The following is a 15,954-nucleotide window of genomic DNA, read 5'->3' as shown; positions in this document are numbered from 1 at the left end:
ATTCGGTGTGGACGACGCGCCTTCTGGCGCCTATCGTCGGGGCATGGTTTGGCGGGCGGGCTCTCTCCTTGGACTTGCGACGGCGCTGGCCCTGGCGGCCGGGTCCTTGGCCGGCGCCCAGCAAAAAACCGAGGTTCGGGTCGGAGTGCTCGCCTATCTCGGACCGGATGAGGCCGCCAGCGCCTGGGAGCCGACGCTGGCGCAACTCAATGCCGCGCTGCCGGCCTATCGTTTCACCATGGTCGCCGGCAGTCAGGCTTTTCTCACCGCCGCTGTCGCCGCGCATCGGCTGGACTTTCTCATCACCAATCCCGGCCATTTCCTCGAATTGAAGGTCGATTATTCCGCTTCGGCGCTGGCCACCGAGCAGGATCTCGATGGCTTCTCCTCATCGGAATCGGTTGGCGCCGCTATTGTCGTTCTAGACCGCCGGGCCGAACTACAGCATCCGGCCGACCTGCGCGGGCTGAAAATCGCGGCTGCGGCGCCCGACGCCTTCGGCTTTCGTGCCGCCTTCGGGGAGTTGCTGGAACGCGGCCTTGATCCGCTCAAGGACGTCAACCCGGTTTTTACCGGCTTTCCCGTAGATGGCGTGCTGACCATGGTGCGGGCGGGTCAGGCCGACGCTGGCGTCATTCGCTCCTGTCTTCTGGAAAAGGTGATCGCCGAGGGCCGCGCGGGCGCGCAGGAGTTCCGCGTTCTGGGACGCAAGACCGGCAATGGCGCCAAATGCCAGGTCTCGACCCGGCTTTATCCGGGCTGGGCTTTCGTCAAAGTGGCGCAGACGCCAAAGCCTCTTGCCGATGAAGTCGCGCGCGTGTTGCTCGCCATGCAGCCGGGCGCGGGGGAAAAGGTCTGGAACCAGCCGGATGATTATCTATCGGTCCAGGACCTTTACCGCAGCTTGCACGTCGGCCCCTATGCGCCCTTTACCCGGCTCGGCATCGCCGATCTGCTGTGGCGTTACCGCTATCTGGCCGCGGTCGTCGGCATGGCGGCGCTATGGTGGGTGGCCTATGTGATCCGCGTCGCGCAACTCGTGCGCCGCCGGACCCGCGAGCTGGCGGAAGCCTATGAGTTGGCGCGGCTGAAGGATGTGAAGTTCGAGCACGCGATGCGCCTGTCGCTGATGGGCGAAATGGCCAGTTCTCTCGCCCATGAGATCAACCAGCCGCTGGCGGCTATTCTGACTTACGCGCGCGGCTGCGAGCGGCGGCTGGAGCACGGCGCGGATCCGCAAGGCCTGCGCGAGGCCATTGGCCGCATCGCCATTCAGGCCGAGCGCGCTGGCGACATTGTGCGCCGCATGCGCGATTTCGTTCAGAAAAATCCCGCGCGTCAGGCGCCGATGGAACCCGCGGCCGTCTTCCGTGAAGCTCTGGCTTTGTTTGCGCCTACGGCGGCCTCGCGCGATCTGGCCGTCGAGGCCGATATTCCCGAGGAATTGCCCTTGGTGCGCGCGGATCGCGTGCAACTGGAAGAGGTGATCCTCAACCTGTTGCAGAATGCGCTGGAGGCCATTGGCGAGCGCGCCGACGGCAAGATCCGTTTCGCCGCGACACAGGAAGGCGCAACTATCGTGGCCGCTGTCAGCGACAATGGTCCCGGCCTGACGCAGGAGGCGCGGAATAGACTTTTCGAGGCCTTTTTCACCAGCAAGTCCGGCGGGCTGGGCCTCGGCCTGTCGCTTAGCCGCTCGATTGTCGAAGCCCATGGCGGGCGGCTCGGCGCCGACGAACAGGCGTCGCCGGGCGCGACATTCCGGTTCTATCTACCGATCATCGAAGAGGATGTGCGTGTCTGAGCTTTCGCCGATCGTCTATATTGTCGATGACGATCCCGCGGTGCGCGACGCCGTGGCCTTCCTCGTCGCCTCCGTCGGTTATAGCGCCCGCGCCTGCGCCTCGGCTCAGGAACTGCTCGACGCGCTCGACGAGACCCGGCCGGCCTGTCTGGTGCTGGATGTGCGACTACCGGGCCTGAGCGGGCTTGAATTGCAGCGCGCCTTGTCCGAGCGGCGGTCGGTGGCGCGGATCGTGTTCATTTCCGGTCATGGCGACATTCCCAAGGCGGTGCGCGCCATCCACCTCGGCGCCGTGGATTTTCTCGAAAAGCCTTTTGACGATCAGCTGTTGCTCGACCGCATCGGAGAGGCGCTGGCCGCCAGCAGCGGCGACCTGCGCCGCCGCGCCGGGCAGCGGCGGCAGGAGCGCAAAATGAGTGGCCTTACCAATCGCGAGCGCGAAGTGCTGCGCCTGGTGATCGCGGGCAAGACCAGCAAAGCCATAGCGCTGGAACTGGATATTTCGGTCAAGACGGTGGAGAATCATCGCCAGAATATAATGGCCAAGGCCGATGTGGCCTCCGTGGCGCAATTGATTGGCTGGGCCTGCGAGCCGGATTGATCCGGACAATATGAAATCTGCTTTCTGAGGGAAACCGCCCAGAGGCGCAGGGCTTCGTCCCGGATAGCGCAGACCCCATGTTACCGGATACCATCGGCTTAATCTGGGCGTTTGAAACAGCCTGGAACCATCCGGGAGGTCTAAAAAGGTTGACGCAGTTTGCTGCCGTCGCCCCCGGTTTGCGCATAAGCCATGCGGCATGGGGGTAAAGATGGCGATCGGCCTTGATGATGACGCGCTGACTCGGGCTCGCTTCGACACCTTGCAGGCGCGTATCCGAAAGGCGCCGGAAAACTTCCTCGACGCCGGCATGATCCTGGAGGTCGGCAGAGGCCGGCGCGATGTGTTGCGCGGCGCGTTTGTCGCCGCCCTGGCCGCACTCGGCGGCTCGGCTCGCGCCGTCGCCGAGGAAGCTAAACCCGCCGGCGAAGACGCCATTCTAAAGCTGCCGCCGTGGTCGACATCGCTGGGACGCCCGGTGGCGGCGACGCCCTATGGCATGCCATCGAAATATGAGACAGCCATGCTGCGCCGGCAAAGCCCCGGTCTGACGCAGGTCGCCGCCTCCTCGGTCTCCTTCATGCCCTTGCAGGGCATGTTCGGCATTATCACGCCCTCGGGCCTTCATTTCGAGCGCCATCATCAGGGCTGGCAAGAGATCGACCCATCTCAGCACCGGCTGATGGTGCATGGCTCATCCGACGAATTCGTTCGCAAGGCTAAGGTCTACACGCTCGACGATCTCATGCGCATACCCTCGGTGTCGCGCATGCATTTCATCGAATGCGGCGCCAATACCGGCATGGAATGGGGGAATGTCGCGGTGCCCACGGTGCAATATACCCATGGGATGCTGTCCTGCAGCGAATTCACCGGAGTGCCCCTGCGCACCTTGCTGGAGGATTGCGGCGTCGATCTGAAGAAGGCGAAATTCGTGCTTGCCGAAGGGGCGGACGGTTCCTCCATGACCCGCACCATTCCAATCGAACTGGTGACGTCCGGCGAAGCGATCGTCGCCTATGGCCAGAATGGCGAAATGCTGCGGCCGGAGAACGGCTATCCGCTGCGCCTGGTGGTTCCTGGCGTGCAGGGCGTGTCCTGGGTCAAGTGGCTGCGCCGCATCAAGGTCGGCGATCAGCCTTGGGCGACCAAGGACGAGGCAGTGCATTACATGGATCTGATGCCCGACGGCCAGCATCGCCAATATACGTCGATTCAGGAATGCAAATCGGTCATCACCAGCCCCTCGGGCGGCCAGACACTGCTGGACAAGGGGTCCTACAATGTCACGGGTCTCGCCTGGTCGGGACGCGGCAAGATCTCGCGCGTCGATGTCTCCTTCGATGGCGGCGTCAACTGGGTCGGAGCGCAATTGCAGACCCCGGTGCTGCCAAAGTGCCTGACGCGCTTTAATGTCGGCTGGATTTGGGATGGCGGTCCGGCTTTGCTGCAATCCCGCGCCATGGATGAAACCGGATTCGTTCAGCCGGGATATCGTCAGCTGCGCGACGTGCGGGGCGTGCGTTCCATCTATCACAATAACGCCATCCAGAGCTGGAAGGTCTCGGAAAGCGGCGAGGTGGGCAATGTCCAGATTCTTTAAATCGCTCGCCCTGGCTTTGTTGCTGGGCGCCTCCATGCCCGCCGCTTTCGCGCTGGATGATTTCGCCGCCGTTGGCCGCCCGGCCACGCCTGCCGAAATCAAGGCCTGGGACATTGACGTGGGCCCGGATTTCGCTGGCCTGCCGCAAGGCTCCGGCAGCGTCGAACAGGGCCAGGCCGTGTTCGAAGAAAAATGCGCCGTGTGTCACGGCTCCTTCGGCGAGAGCAACAAGGTGTTTTCGCCGCTGGTAGGCGGCGTCGAAAAGGGCGATCTCGTGACGGGCCATGTCGCCGCTTTGCTGCGCAAGGATTTCCCGGCGCGCACGACTTTCATGAAAGTGGCGACGGTCTCGACGCTGTTCGATTACATCCGCCGCGCCATGCCGTGGAATGCGCCGAAATCGCTGAACAACGATCAGGTCTATGCAGTTCTGGCCTATCTCCTCAATCTTTCCGACATTGTGACGGATGATTTCGTGCTCAACGACCGGACGATCCGCGATGTGCAGAAGATCATGCCCAATCGCAACGGGATGACCTATGAGCATTCCATGTGGCCGAGCCCGGTTTTTTCGGGCAAGCCGGTCAAGCCCGACACGGCCAATACGGCCTGCATGAGCAAATGCAAGGCCGCGCCGGAACTGGTTTCATCCTTACCGGATTACGCCCTGAGTTCGCATGGCAACCTTGCCGAGCAAAACCGTTCCTTCGGCGAGGTGCGCGGGCGCAAGACGGCGGAATCGGCGCCGGTCGCGGAGAAACCGACGCCGCTGAAAATTGCTGAGACCGCCGGCTGCCTTGGCTGCCACGCCATTAACGCCAAAGGGGTTGGCCCCGCCTATGCCGAGGTCGCCGCCAAATATAAGGGCGAGAACGCCAGCGCCAGGCTCGTCGCAAAAATACGCGGCGGCGGCGCGGGCGTGTGGGGCGACGTCGCCATGCCCGCGCAAGAGGACATCAAGGATGCGGATCTCCAGGCCGTCGTGGCCTGGGTGCTCGCCGGGGCCGCCGAGAAATGACCAAATTTCGCAGGGAGAAAAAAATGATCGAACATAGTTGGACCGACCGCCGCGGATTCATCCGCAAGGCTGGGCTGCTCAGTCTCGTCGCCTCGACCTTCACTCTGCTGCCGCGTCTGGCGCTGGCGGCCTGGAACAAGGCGGCTTTCGACAGCAAGACGCTTGCCGACGCCTATCAGGCGATGGGCGTCGACGCGCCGAAGGAAAGCGCCGACGTGCAATTGCTCGCCTCCGATATCGCCGAGAATGGCGCCGTGGTGCCGTTGCAAGCGGTGAGCAAGATCCCCAACACCACGCAGATTTCCTTCCTGGTGGAAAAGAATCCCAACATGCTCGCCGCGCTGTTCGATCTTGGTCCGGATACGGTCGCGGATGTCACCGCCCGCATTAAAATGGGCCAGACCTCCAATGTCATCGCATTGGTGAAAGCCGACGGCAAATTCTACACCGCGACCAAGGAAATCAAGGTCACGCTCGGCGGTTGCGGCGGCTGAATTGGCCATAGAGGGAGAGAGACCATGGGTAATCCGATGAAAATCCGCGCCGCCAGCAAGGACGGCGTCACCGAAGTCAAGGTGCTGATGAACCACGAGATGGAGACCGGTTTCCGCAAGGACGCGTCCGGTGCGCCAATCCCCGCCTGGTACATCAACGAAGTCGTCGCCAAGCTCAACGGCAAGGTGGCGATGGAGGCGCAATGGGGGCCTTCCGTGTCGAAGAATCCCTATCTGGCGTTCAAGATCAAGGGCGGCGCGCCGGGCGACAAGGTTTCGGTCTCGTGGACCGACAGCAAGGGCGATACGCGCGCCGACGAAGTCACGGTGAGCTGAACGCCGGTTCGGGGAGGACGCCATGAACAGCAGCATCGTCATAGGTCTCGCCGCCGCCGTTCTGGCGACGCTGACGGTCGTGGCCCGGGCCGAAAACGACAAGTCGATCGAGAGCATAGAGCAATATCGCGAGGCCTTGCGCGACGGCAATCCCGCCGAGCTTTTCGAGGCCCAGGGCGAGGAATTGTGGAAGAAACCGGCCGGGCCGAAAAACGCTTCGCTGGAACAATGCGACCTCGGTCTCGGCGCCGGCGTCGTCAAGGGCGCCTTCGCGCAATTGCCGCGCTATTTCAAGGATACCGACCGGGTGCAGGACACGGAGTCCCGTTTGCTGACCTGCAAGGAAAAACTTCAGGGCATCGACAGTTCCTCCCTGGTCAAAGCGCCTTTCGGCTCGCCGGAAAAGGACGAGCTGAATGCGCTGGCGACCTATGTTTCCGGCGAGTCCAAAAACATGCCGGTCAAGGTCAGCCTCGCCCGGCCCAGGGAACGGGCGATGTTCGACCTGGGCAAGCGCATATTCTATTATCAGGGCGGCCCGCATGATTTCTCCTGCGCCACCTGCCACGGCCAGCAGGGCGCGCGCATCCGCTTGCAGGAACTGCCCTATCTGCCGTCGCCCAAGGGCGCCGGCGGGGCCTGGACCAGTTGGCCCGCCTATCGCGTTTCCTCCGGGCAAATGTGGGGCATGCAATGGCGTCTCGCCGATTGCTTCCGACAGCAGCGGTTTCCCGAACCCGTTTACGGCTCCGATGTGACCATCGCCCTTTCCATGTTCATGGCCGCCACCGCCAATGGCGCGACCGTCGATACCCCCGGCATCAAGAGGTGACGCGATGCGCTTGAAATCCCTTTCAACCTTCGCGCTCGCGCTTCCAACCTTCGCACTTGCGCTTCTTTACGCCGCGCCGGCCTTCGCCGGTTCGCCCGGCAAGACCGACTGGGGCGCGGGGGCCGACGACGCGACTTTTCACGCCATGCTCAAGGGCAGTTTCCATGACAAGGGCATCGCCACGATGGCGCGGCTCGATCAGGACGCGACGCAGGCCTTCTGTTCCGATCCGGCGCGGGCGAGCGGCGCCGACAAGGACAGCGCCGCTCTGCGCGCCAGGATCGAGGCGGAGAATCTCGCCTCGATCAAATGGCCGGCCGATGGCAAATGGCTGGGCGACTGGACTAAGGGCGAGGCCATAGCGCAGAACGGCCGCGGCCTGACTTCCACCGACAAGGCCGGCGCGGTCAATGGCGGAAATTGCTATAATTGCCACCAGATTTCCAGGCGGGAGATCGCCTATGGCACCATCGGTCCGAGCCTCGACAACTACGGCAAGACTCGCGGCGGTTCCGAGGAGACGCTACGCTACACCTGGGGCAAGATTTACAACGCCAAGGCCTATAACGCCTGCTCGAACATGCCGCGCGGCGGCCATATGGGCGTCCTCACCGAGGACCAGATCCGCGATCTGATGGCCCTCCTGCTCGACCCGCAATCGCCCGTCAATCAATAAACCGCCCGAGACTGGACGCGCCATGAACCGCCGCGAATTCCTGCATGTGCTTTCCACCGCCAGCGCGGCGGGATTGACGCTGTCGCTCAAGCCGGCGCTCGCCGAACAATCCGCCGAGGCGGTCTATGACGCTCCGGCCTTCGGCAATGTCTCATTGCTGCATATCACCGATTGCCACGCCCAGTTGCGGCCGATCTATTTCCGCGAGCCCAGCGTCAACCTCGGTATTGGCGGCATGTCCGGACGCGCGCCGCATCTGGTGGGCGACGCCTTTCTCAAGCAATTCGGCATAGCGGCGAAATCGCCGCTGGCCTACGCCTTCACCTGTCTCGATTTCGAGCGTTACGCGCCGGTTTATGGCAAAGTCGGCGGCTTCGCCCATCTCGCTACGCTGGTGAAGCGTTTGCGCGCGACGCGCCCCGGCGCGCTGCTGCTTGACGGCGGCGACACCTGGCAGGGTTCCGGCGCCGCGCTATGGACCAACGGTCAGGACATGGTCGACGCCGCCAAATTGCTGGGCGTCGATATCATGACCCTGCATTGGGAATGCACCTACGGCCAGGACCGCGTCAAGGAAGTCGCGGAAAAGGATTTTGCTGGCCACATTGAAATCGTCGCGCAGAACATCAAGACCGTGGATTTCGGCGACGCGGTGTTCAAGCCCTATACTCTGCGCGGCGTCAATGGCGTCAAGGTCGCGGTGATCGGCCAGGCTTTTCCCTATACGCCCATCGCCAATCCCCGCTACATGGTCGCCGACTGGACCTTCGGCATCCAGGAAGACAACATGCAAAAAACGGTGGACGCCGCCCGCGCGGAGGGCGCGCAGGTGGTCGTCGTGCTGTCGCATAATGGCATGGATGTCGATCTGAAAATGGCGTCGCGGGTGCGCGGCGTCGACGCCATTCTCGGCGGCCACACCCATGACGGCATGCCGGCGCCGGCCGTTGTCGAAAATCCCGGCGGCAAGACGCTGGTCACCAATGCCGGCTCCAACGGAAAATTCCTTGGCGTGCTCGATTTCGAGGTCAAGGCGGGCAGGGTCGCCGATTTCCGCTATCGCCTGCTGCCGGTCTTCGCCAATCTGTTGCCGGCGGATGCGGAAATGGACGCGCTGATCGCGAGGAGCCGCGCGCCCTTTGAGAGCAAGCTCAATGAAAAACTGGCGATCAGCGAGGGCCTGCTCTATCGCCGCGGCAATTTCAACGGCAGTTTCGACCAGTTGATCCTCGATGCTCTGCGCGCCGAAAAAGACGCGGAAATCGCCTTGTCTCCAGGATTCCGCTGGGGCACGACCGTACTGCCGGGCGAAGCCGTCACCAGGGAGAATTTGCTCGACCAGACAGCGATCACCTATCCCTACGTGACAATGACAAACATGAGCGGCGCGCAGATCAAGCAGATCCTTGAGGACGTTTGCGACAACCTTTTCAACGCCGATCCCTATTACCAGCAAGGTGGCGATATGGTGCGCGTCGGCGGCATGGCCTATTCCTGCGACCCCACGGAGGCCATGGGCAGGCGCATCGGCGACATGAGCCTTGATGGCAAGCCGATCGACGCCGGCAAGAACTACAAGGTCGCCGGCTGGGCGCCCGTGGCGGAAGCCGCCCGAGAGGCCGGCGGCGAACCGATCTGGGAACTCGTGGAGCGTCACTTGCGCGCGAGGAAAACCATCGCTCCACCGAAACTCGACCTGCCGACGTTGAAGAATGTCGATGGCAATCGAGGCATGATCCTCTGATCGCCTAATACCCCGACTCGGAAGTCGTGACTTCCGAGTCGGGGTTAGGAGCGAATGCGACCAAAAGCCCGTCGATAGACGGTCGTCTAAAGACGCCCTTCCGGCTTACGCGAGGGACCTCCTTAATCGCGATGAGTCGCGATTAAGGAGACTTGGTATAAAAGGCTGAAACCAGCGAGGCGAAAACAATGCGCCAAATCCTGATCCTGCTTTTCTTGCTGTTCGGCGCCGCGCCGGCCCTGGCTGAAGATCGAGTCGTCTATCACATCGACGATTATGCCGAGCAGGCGCTGAAAGGTCTGCGCAACATCCGCAATCACGTCGATGCCGCGCCGGATGTGAAGATCGTCGTCGTCGCCCATGGCGATGGCGTCGATTTTCTGTTCGAAGGCGCCCGCGATCCGAAAACCGGCGTCGAATATGGACCCCTCATCGCCGATCTCAAGACGCGCGGCGTGACCTTCGAAGTCTGTCAGATCACCATGAAAAGGCGCAATCTGACGAAAGAGAAATTCGTGATGGAAGCGGACTTCACGCCTTCCGGCGTCGCCCGCATCGCCCAACTCCAATTCCGCGACCACTACGCTTATATCAAACCCTGATGCTCGATCGTCTCATCGATCTCGTCGGCGACCAATATGCGTTTGCTCTCGGCGGCGCACTGATCGGCCTGTTGTTCGGAGCGCTGGCGCAAAGGTCGCGGTTCTGCCTGCGCACGGCGACGCTGGAGGTCGCCCACGGCGAGTTCGGCGAAAAGCTCGCCATCTGGCTGTTCACCTTTTCCACGGCGCTGATCGCCACCCAAGCGCTGATCCTCCTTGGCCTGTTCGAGACCGGCACGGTGCGCCAGCTCAACAATCGCGGCAGCTTGTCGGGCGCCGTGCTGGGCGGGCTGATGTTCGGCTGCGGCATGACTTTCACCCGCGCCTGCGCCAGCCGGATGCTGGTGCTCTCCGCCACCGGCAATCTGCGCGCCCTACTGTCGGGACTGGTCTTTGCCGTCGTGGCTCAAATGTCGCGCGATGGCGCGCTATCTCCGCTGCGCAGCGCCATCAACGGCTGGTGGACGGTGGACGGCGGCTCGCGCGACCTGCTGGCCCTGACCGGCCTTGGCCACGGAGGCGCGCTGCTGTTTGGCTGCTGCTGGCTGGCGATGGGCATGGTTATCGCGCGGCGGCGCAAGCTCCGTCTGGTCTATTGGCTCACGGGCGCGGGCGTCGGCCTGACCGTGGCGGCCGCCTGGGCATTCAACTACGCCATGTCGTTGAGTTCGTTTGAACTGGCGCCGGTCCATGCGCTCAGTTTCACTTCGCCGTCCGCCGATGTGCTGATGTATGTGCTTTCGCCGCCGGGGGTGAAAGTCACTTTCGATCTCGGCCTGATCCCGGGCGTGTTTGTCGGGGCCTTTCTCGCCGCGGCAGCGGGGGGCGATCTCAAGCTCGAAGGATTCAAGGATGGCGCCGGCATGAGGCGTTATATCGCCGGCGGCTGTCTGATGGGCTTTGGCGGCGTGCTGGCTGGCGGCTGCGCGGTCGGCGCCGGCGTTTCCGGCGCCTCGGTGTTCGCTTCGACCGCCTGGATCGTGCTGTGGTCGATGTGGATCGGCGCGGTCTTTACCGACCGGTTGGTCGATCAGAAAAAATTCTGGGGGCTCGGCCATGTGGCTGCGAATTAGTCTGTTGGCGATGCTGCTTTCCGCCGGCGCGGCGCGCGGGGAGACCGATGGAATCCTGGCGCTGGGACGCCGCGTGCTCGCCGATAATCAATGCAATGGCGCCTGCCATCAGAGCCATGCAGAGGACAATGATCCGCTTGGCCTCTACACCCGCGCCAATCGCAAAGTGAACGATCGCGCCGCGCTGCATCGGCAGGTGGAGCATTGCGTGTCGCGGCTGGGTTCGATGATTTTTCCCGAAGAAATCGACGCGGTGGCCGCGGCGCTCGATGTTGATTATTATAAGCTGAAATAGGTCTTTCCGGGGAAGGGGCGCATGAAACGGCGCATGACGAGACGGGACGCCTTCTTCCGCGCCGCCGCCGCAACCTCGCTGCTGTGCGGCTGCGGCTGCGACGCCTTCGCCGCCGCGATGGAGGACCCGGAAAATTCGACTAGGGGGCCGCCGGTCAAAGACCAGCCGCTGAAACCGATCGGCCCGCATGTATTCATGATTCAGGCGCCAGATGGTTTTCCTACGCCGGAAAATCAGGGCTTCATGTCGAATGTGACCTTTGTGGCCGGCCACGAAGGCGTCATCGTCATCGACAGCGGCGCCTCGTTGCAGATCGCGGAAATGGCGATCCGTCAATTGCGGGCCTTCACGCACGCGCCAGTCATCGGCGTCGTCAACACCCATTATCACGGCGATCACTGGCTGGGGAATCACGGTTTCGTCGAGGCTTTTGGCAAGGATTTGCCGCTCTACGCCCATCCCGGAACCCGCCGCGCCATCGACGGGGCGGTTGGCCCCTTCTGGCGCGACTCCATGTTGAAATGGACCGATCAGGCCTCGGCGGGCACGCGCATTGCCGCGCCCAATCGAGACATCGACCACGGCTTCACGCTCGATCTCGGCGATGTGACCCTGCGCTGTCATCATTATTGCGTGGCGCATACGCCCGCCGACATTCTGGTGGAAGTGGTTGAGGATGGCGTGCTCTGCGCCGGCGACGTGGTGATGGACAGGCGCATCGCCAATATGGACGACGGTTCCTATCTGGGCACGTTCGCCACGCTGGACGCGCTGGCCGCCCACACGAAAACGAAAATCTGGCTGCCGGCCCACGGCTCGCCCGGCGCCGGGGTGGAGCGCTGGCAGCGGGAGTTGTTCGAGGGGATCTATCGCTCGTGCGCCGAGGCGGTGAAACAGGGCGTTCCCCTGGAAGGCGCGATGGCCTTTGTGATGAAAGACCCGGGCGTGTCCTCGCGTGCGCAGGAAACGCGCGGATGGGAGCGCAATATCGGCAAATATGTCAGCCTCGCCTATCTTGAGGCGGAACAGGCGCAATTCTGAAACGGAAAAAGCCCCTTACGGCCCAGCCGTCAGGGGCTGTGCGGTTCAGGCGTTGGCGCCGCGGCGTTCCAGCCAGACGAAAAAGGCCAGCGCGCCAAGCGCAAGCGCAACGAACCAATAGGGGTCCGCTATTCCCGTGATATCCGGCAGGCGGATCTTGCCAAAGGCGCCGACCGGGAGAATATGGGCTTTCAGCCAATCGAAGCTCAGCGCATAGAGAATGGCGCCGGCGATCATGCCGAAAGCGCCGACCAGCGCATGAACGCTGCCGGTGGCGATGGCGCCAATGGCCGTGCCGGGGCAATAGCCGTAAACCACCATTCCGATGCCGAATAAGGCCGCGCCGAGCGCGACGCCGAACAGATTGGCGTCTTTGATATAATATTTGGCGGCGCCGGCGTCGACCATGACGAGCACACCAATGCCGCCGACGACGATGGCGGTCATCATCACTTTGAGCACGGTGAAATCGCGCAGGCGGAACTGGTTCTCGATCACGTTGCAATCGGTCACCTTACCGCGATTGAGCAGGAAGCCGAAAGCGAAGCCAATGGCGAGGGGCAGGAGTACGGCGGTCATGGTTTTCTCCTCACTTTCCGCGAAACATCAGTTTGGAAAGGATCAACCCGGTAGCGAACATCACGCCGAGGAAAAGCCAGCTCGACACGGCGAGTTGCAATCCGCCGGAAATGCCATGGCCGCTGGTGCAGCCGCCGGCGAGACGCGCGCCATACATGATGATGGCGCCGCCGAAGAAGGCGGCGACAAAACGCCCGAGCACCGAGCCGCCGAAGCGCTCGCGCCAGACCGAAGGCACCATCTCGATGCGGAAGCTTCCCGCGAGCAGGACCGAGGCCAGGGAGCCGACGAACAGGCCGATCAGGAACAGCACGCCATAATCGAGGCTGAGCGGCATGGCCTTCCAATAGGCATTGGCGGCGACGCCATCGGCGCCGATGAAGGGAATGGCGAAAAGCGAGGCAAGGCGAGAATAGGCCGTTGTAACGCCAAGCGGATCCTTGGCGACGCCGAAGGCGATCCAGCTCAACACGCCGATTCCGGCGCCCACGCCATAAGGCAAAAAGTTTAGGCGTGGCGTCGCCACTTTCGGCTCGACTGACGAAGACATCGCGACCGTCATCGATTTCCTCCCACGTTTTTAATCATGCGTTCATTCGTATAATCGTTAATTAGAATATTTGCAAGTTCGCGCTGGAGCGTGTTTGTCGATAGCGCAGCCATGGCGCCATGACGGGCGTGTGAAGTCGCAGATCGGTCGGAATCCTCTGACGCTCGGCGACGTCCGCCCGACACAAGGCAAGAAGCTGGCGGTCATGAAGGTCTCCGGCGGCCCCCAGTCTTTCAACGCCGTCAACCGGATGCTCATTCTCGGACGCGGGATGCGCCTGATTGCCAGCCCCAACCGGCCTTCCGTCGTTAAAGCCTTTATGGAATTCGAAAACCACGACCGGATGAAGCCCTCGGCCTATTACGAACGGGGCGTCGGCCCGACGGAATAAATGCGCTATTGCGCATATGCGGGTATAGCTGTATTTTAATTTTATGAACATCTTGGCCATCCTGTCGGCGCTTGCCGAACCTACCCGTCTCGCCGCTCTCCGCATCTTGTGGGATGGCGGAGAGCATTGTGTTTGCGAACTGATGGACAAGCTCGGAGCAACGCAGTCCCGCATGTCGCGCCACATGGGCGTCTTGAAAACAGCTGGTCTCGTGAGCGACCGGCGCGATGCGCAATGGGTCAGATATCGCCGCAATCCGAAAATGCCGCCAGACGTAGCCGCAGTCATCGACGCGGTCATGATTGCAGCGTCTAGACACAAGAGGGAAGCCGCGTGAGCATGAACGCGCCATCCAATCTTCAGTCCGCGCCACGCGAGCCACCGGCTTTATGGGTCGGGGCTACGGTTGCCCTCATTGCGTTGTGGTTCATCGTCTACTGGCGATTGCCGCAATTTTCCAATTGGGCCGCGTCGCATCTGCCTGTCATTCCTGGCAGCCATCTGGATGAAGCCGCCAGGTTCTTCGTCTATGACGCCCCGAAGGTGTTGATGCTGCTGACCCTCGTCGTCTTCGGCATGGGGGTCGTGCGCAGCTTTTTCTCGCCGGAGCGCACCCGCGCGCTGCTCGCAGGGAGGCGCGAGGGGATCGGCAATTTCGCTGCGGCAGGGCTCGGGGTCTTCACGCCGTTCTGTTCCTGCTCGGCGGTGCCGCTATTCGTCGGCTTTGTCTCGGCGGGCGTGCCTCTGGGCGTGACGTTCTCGTTTCTGATTTCCGCGCCGATGGTCAACGAAGTCGCGCTCGGGCTGTTGTTCGCTCTGGTTGGATGGAAAGTGGCGTTGACCTATCTGGCGTTTGGACTCGCAATCGCGATTGTTTCCGGCTGGGTGATCGGTCGCCTGCATCTTGAAGGCTGGCTTGAGGAATGGGTGCGCAACGTGCGCGCCGGCGCCGTCGAGATACCTCTCGAATCGATCTCGGTCGTGGACCGTATCAAGGCGGGAATAGAGGCCGTGCGCGATATCGTCGGCAGGGTCTGGATATGGATCATCGTCGGCATTGCCGCGGGCGCTTTCATCCACGGATACGTGCCGAACGAACTTCTCGCAACGATCATGGGTAAGGGCGCCTGGTGGTCGGTTCCTGCCGTCGTTCTGATCGGCATCCCGATGTATTCCAATGCGGCGGGCATCATTCCGGTGGTTGAAGCACTGCTGAGCAAGGGCGTTCCCCTCGGCACTGCGCTCGCGTTCATGATGAGCGTGATCGCGTTGTCCTTCCCCGAAATGATCATCCTGCGCAAGGTGCTGACGACCAAACTGATCATCGTGTTTTTCGGCATCGTTGGGCTCGGCATCATCGCCGTGGGCTACCTGTTCAACGCGTTATTCTCCTGAGAAAGGGCTCGTTCCATGAAAGACGTAAAAGTGCTCGGCCCCGGCTGCAAACGCTGTGAGGCGACGGAACAGTTGGTGCGTTCGGAAGCACAAAAGCTCGGCGTCGAGGTCACGTTCGAGAAGGTGACGGATTACGCCGAGATCGCAAAATTTGGAATCGTCTCGACGCCCGGCGTCGTGATCGATGGCAAGGTCGTTCATGCGGGCGGACTGCCCAAGGCAGAAGACGTAGCGAAGTGGCTGGAAGCTTGAGGGAGCCGTGCGACAGGTCCTCGCATAGCGACCTTGATCCAGGCAGGTTTTGCTCCAGGCGGACTCAGATTTGTTGGTCGAGCGCACGGATCAGATCGACGCGCAGGTCGTCGTAGTCCTCCAGTCCGACCGAAAGCCGGATCAGGCCATCGGTGAAGCCGTGGAGTGCGCGTTGTTCCGGGGAATAGGTCGAATGCGTCATGCTGGCGGGATGCTGAACCAGCGTCTCGGCATCGCCAAGGCTGACGGCGCGAGTCACGAGGTCGAGGGCGTCCATGAAGGCTTTTCCAGCCGGAAGCCCGCCCTTCAACTCGATGCCGATCATGCCGCCAAAGGCCTTCATCTGCCGACTGGCGAGGGATTTCTGCGGATGGGTGTCGAGGCCGGGGTAGAAGACCCGCTCTATCGCGGGATGGCCTTCAATCTCCTGCGCCAATCGCAACGCAGTCTGGCAGTGACGATCCATTCGCAACGACAGGGTTTTCAGTCCACGCAACACCAGGAAGGCATCAAACGCCGAGATGCAGGCGCCGTTTAATTCCTTGACGCCAACGAAGCGAAACTGCTCGATCAATTCCTTTCGCGCGACGATCGCGCCGGCCAACAGATCGCCATGCCCGCCGAGATATTTGGTGGCGGAGTGGACGACGATATCGGCTCCGAGCGGG

At 62.2% G+C, this 15,954-nt stretch carries 20 protein-coding genes; 17 read left to right on the top strand and 3 right to left on the bottom strand.

All coding sequences use genetic code 11. The features are described from left to right. Positions 1–7: 7 nt before the first annotated feature. From QZY01_RS11470 to QZY01_RS11410, 13 genes are all read left to right on the top strand, one after another. On the top strand, positions 8–1,804 hold the full coding sequence (locus QZY01_RS11470; RefSeq protein WP_294537236.1) for a PhnD/SsuA/transferrin family substrate-binding protein: 1,797 nt from the start codon (positions 8–10) through the stop codon (positions 1,802–1,804). Further along, positions 1,797–2,405 carry a response regulator gene (locus QZY01_RS11465; RefSeq protein ID WP_294537233.1) on the top strand — a complete coding sequence of 203 codons (609 nt, stop codon included), beginning with the start codon at positions 1,797–1,799 and terminating at the stop codon, positions 2,403–2,405. Before QZY01_RS11470 ends, QZY01_RS11465 begins: the two co-directional genes overlap by 8 nt. Before the next feature lie 211 nt (positions 2,406–2,616). After that, entirely contained in the window at positions 2,617–4,008 is a 1,392-nt protein-coding gene (soxC, locus tag QZY01_RS11460; protein ID WP_294537230.1) for a sulfite dehydrogenase, read from the top strand. Continuing rightward, positions 3,992–5,026, top strand: coding sequence for a c-type cytochrome (locus tag QZY01_RS11455; protein ID WP_294537228.1), 1,035 nt, complete (start codon positions 3,992–3,994; stop codon positions 5,024–5,026). Before soxC ends, QZY01_RS11455 begins: the two co-directional genes overlap by 17 nt. Before the next feature lie 23 nt (positions 5,027–5,049). After that, positions 5,050–5,520 (top strand): thiosulfate oxidation carrier protein SoxY, encoded by a 471-nt coding sequence (gene soxY / locus QZY01_RS11450; protein WP_294537226.1) that lies wholly within the window; start codon positions 5,050–5,052, stop codon positions 5,518–5,520. A 24-nt stretch (positions 5,521–5,544) separates the two neighbouring features. Then, on the top strand, positions 5,545–5,856 hold the full coding sequence (soxZ, locus tag QZY01_RS11445; protein WP_294537223.1) for a thiosulfate oxidation carrier complex protein SoxZ: 312 nt from the start codon (positions 5,545–5,547) through the stop codon (positions 5,854–5,856). Between the two features lie 22 nt (positions 5,857–5,878). After that, positions 5,879–6,688 (top strand): sulfur oxidation c-type cytochrome SoxA, encoded by an 810-nt coding sequence (gene soxA, locus QZY01_RS11440; protein ID WP_294537221.1) that lies wholly within the window; start codon positions 5,879–5,881, stop codon positions 6,686–6,688. 10 nt (positions 6,689–6,698) lie between these two features. Further along, a complete protein-coding gene (gene soxX / locus QZY01_RS11435) occupies positions 6,699–7,364 on the top strand; it encodes a sulfur oxidation c-type cytochrome SoxX (protein WP_294537218.1) in 666 nt (221 codons plus the stop codon). 22 nt (positions 7,365–7,386) lie between these two features. Beyond that, the gene (gene soxB, locus QZY01_RS11430) at positions 7,387–9,108 is read left to right on the top strand and encodes a thiosulfohydrolase SoxB (protein ID WP_294537215.1); all 1,722 of its coding nucleotides are present in this window, start codon (positions 7,387–7,389) and stop codon (positions 9,106–9,108) included. A 188-nt stretch (positions 9,109–9,296) separates the two neighbouring features. Next, on the top strand, positions 9,297–9,710 hold the full coding sequence (locus tag QZY01_RS11425) for a DsrE family protein (RefSeq protein ID WP_294537212.1): 414 nt from the start codon (positions 9,297–9,299) through the stop codon (positions 9,708–9,710). Continuing rightward, the gene (locus tag QZY01_RS11420; protein WP_294537209.1) at positions 9,710–10,783 is read left to right on the top strand and encodes a YeeE/YedE family protein; all 1,074 of its coding nucleotides are present in this window, start codon (positions 9,710–9,712) and stop codon (positions 10,781–10,783) included. The genes QZY01_RS11425 and QZY01_RS11420 overlap by 1 nt, the downstream gene beginning before the upstream one ends. After that, positions 10,767–11,078, top strand: a complete 312-nt coding sequence (locus QZY01_RS11415; RefSeq protein ID WP_294537206.1) for a hypothetical protein — start codon at positions 10,767–10,769, stop codon at positions 11,076–11,078. Before QZY01_RS11420 ends, QZY01_RS11415 begins: the two co-directional genes overlap by 17 nt. A gap of 33 nt (positions 11,079–11,111) precedes the next feature. Beyond that, positions 11,112–12,119, top strand: coding sequence for an MBL fold metallo-hydrolase (locus QZY01_RS11410; protein WP_294537203.1), 1,008 nt, complete (start codon positions 11,112–11,114; stop codon positions 12,117–12,119). A gap of 45 nt (positions 12,120–12,164) precedes the next feature. On the opposite strand, the gene QZY01_RS11405 is transcribed toward QZY01_RS11410, so the two are convergent. Next, positions 12,165–12,698, bottom strand: a complete 534-nt coding sequence (locus QZY01_RS11405) for a YeeE/YedE thiosulfate transporter family protein (protein ID WP_294537200.1) — start codon at positions 12,696–12,698, stop codon at positions 12,165–12,167. 10 nt (positions 12,699–12,708) lie between these two features. After that, a complete protein-coding gene (locus QZY01_RS11400) occupies positions 12,709–13,260 on the bottom strand; it encodes a YeeE/YedE thiosulfate transporter family protein (protein ID WP_294537197.1) in 552 nt (183 codons plus the stop codon). An 82-nt stretch (positions 13,261–13,342) separates the two neighbouring features. Between QZY01_RS11400 and QZY01_RS11395 the strand changes: the two genes are divergently transcribed. The 4 genes from QZY01_RS11395 to QZY01_RS11380 are packed head-to-tail and all read left to right on the top strand — an operon-like array spanning position 13,343 to position 15,286. After that, the gene (locus QZY01_RS11395) at positions 13,343–13,639 is read left to right on the top strand and encodes a hypothetical protein (RefSeq protein WP_294537194.1); all 297 of its coding nucleotides are present in this window, start codon (positions 13,343–13,345) and stop codon (positions 13,637–13,639) included. Positions 13,640–13,682: 43 nt separating this feature from the next. Continuing rightward, positions 13,683–13,976 carry a metalloregulator ArsR/SmtB family transcription factor gene (locus QZY01_RS11390; RefSeq protein WP_294537191.1) on the top strand — a complete coding sequence of 98 codons (294 nt, stop codon included), beginning with the start codon at positions 13,683–13,685 and terminating at the stop codon, positions 13,974–13,976. Positions 13,977–13,978: 2 nt separating this feature from the next. Beyond that, on the top strand, positions 13,979–15,034 hold the full coding sequence (locus tag QZY01_RS11385) for a permease (RefSeq protein WP_294537186.1): 1,056 nt from the start codon (positions 13,979–13,981) through the stop codon (positions 15,032–15,034). A gap of 15 nt (positions 15,035–15,049) precedes the next feature. Then, entirely contained in the window at positions 15,050–15,286 is a 237-nt protein-coding gene (locus QZY01_RS11380; RefSeq protein ID WP_294537183.1) for a thioredoxin family protein, read from the top strand. Positions 15,287–15,350: 64 nt separating this feature from the next. Here QZY01_RS11380 and QZY01_RS11375 read toward each other — a convergent pair. Then, on the bottom strand, positions 15,351–15,954 hold a 604-nt coding region (locus QZY01_RS11375; protein WP_294537180.1), incomplete at its 5' end, for a PLP-dependent transferase.

Source organism: uncultured Rhodoblastus sp., from assembly GCF_903903185.1.
In the GTDB taxonomy this organism is placed as follows: domain Bacteria; phylum Pseudomonadota; class Alphaproteobacteria; order Rhizobiales; family Beijerinckiaceae; genus Rhodoblastus.
Note: the sequence above shows the minus strand (reverse complement) of the source record. Positions and strands in the feature narration are given on the sequence as shown.

Coding starts and splice junctions, on each gene's coding strand:
- QZY01_RS11380 (WP_294537183.1), top strand. CDS start 15,050: ATGAAAGACGTAAAAGTGCTCGGCCCCGGCTGCAAACGCTGTGAGGCG.
- QZY01_RS11385 (WP_294537186.1), top strand. CDS start 13,979: ATGAACGCGCCATCCAATCTTCAGTCCGCGCCACGCGAGCCACCGGCT.
- QZY01_RS11405 (WP_294537200.1), bottom strand. CDS start 12,698: ATGACCGCCGTACTCCTGCCCCTCGCCATTGGCTTCGCTTTCGGCTTC.
- QZY01_RS11410 (WP_294537203.1), top strand. CDS start 11,112: ATGACGAGACGGGACGCCTTCTTCCGCGCCGCCGCCGCAACCTCGCTG.
- QZY01_RS11390 (WP_294537191.1), top strand. CDS start 13,683: ATGAACATCTTGGCCATCCTGTCGGCGCTTGCCGAACCTACCCGTCTC.
- QZY01_RS11425 (WP_294537212.1), top strand. CDS start 9,297: ATGCGCCAAATCCTGATCCTGCTTTTCTTGCTGTTCGGCGCCGCGCCG.
- QZY01_RS11415 (WP_294537206.1), top strand. CDS start 10,767: ATGTGGCTGCGAATTAGTCTGTTGGCGATGCTGCTTTCCGCCGGCGCG.
- soxY (WP_294537226.1), top strand. CDS start 5,050: ATGATCGAACATAGTTGGACCGACCGCCGCGGATTCATCCGCAAGGCT.
- soxC (WP_294537230.1), top strand. CDS start 2,617: ATGGCGATCGGCCTTGATGATGACGCGCTGACTCGGGCTCGCTTCGAC.
- soxB (WP_294537215.1), top strand. CDS start 7,387: ATGAACCGCCGCGAATTCCTGCATGTGCTTTCCACCGCCAGCGCGGCG.
- QZY01_RS11420 (WP_294537209.1), top strand. CDS start 9,710: ATGCTCGATCGTCTCATCGATCTCGTCGGCGACCAATATGCGTTTGCT.
- QZY01_RS11455 (WP_294537228.1), top strand. CDS start 3,992: ATGTCCAGATTCTTTAAATCGCTCGCCCTGGCTTTGTTGCTGGGCGCC.
- soxZ (WP_294537223.1), top strand. CDS start 5,545: ATGGGTAATCCGATGAAAATCCGCGCCGCCAGCAAGGACGGCGTCACC.
- QZY01_RS11400 (WP_294537197.1), bottom strand. CDS start 13,260: ATGACGGTCGCGATGTCTTCGTCAGTCGAGCCGAAAGTGGCGACGCCA.
- soxA (WP_294537221.1), top strand. CDS start 5,879: ATGAACAGCAGCATCGTCATAGGTCTCGCCGCCGCCGTTCTGGCGACG.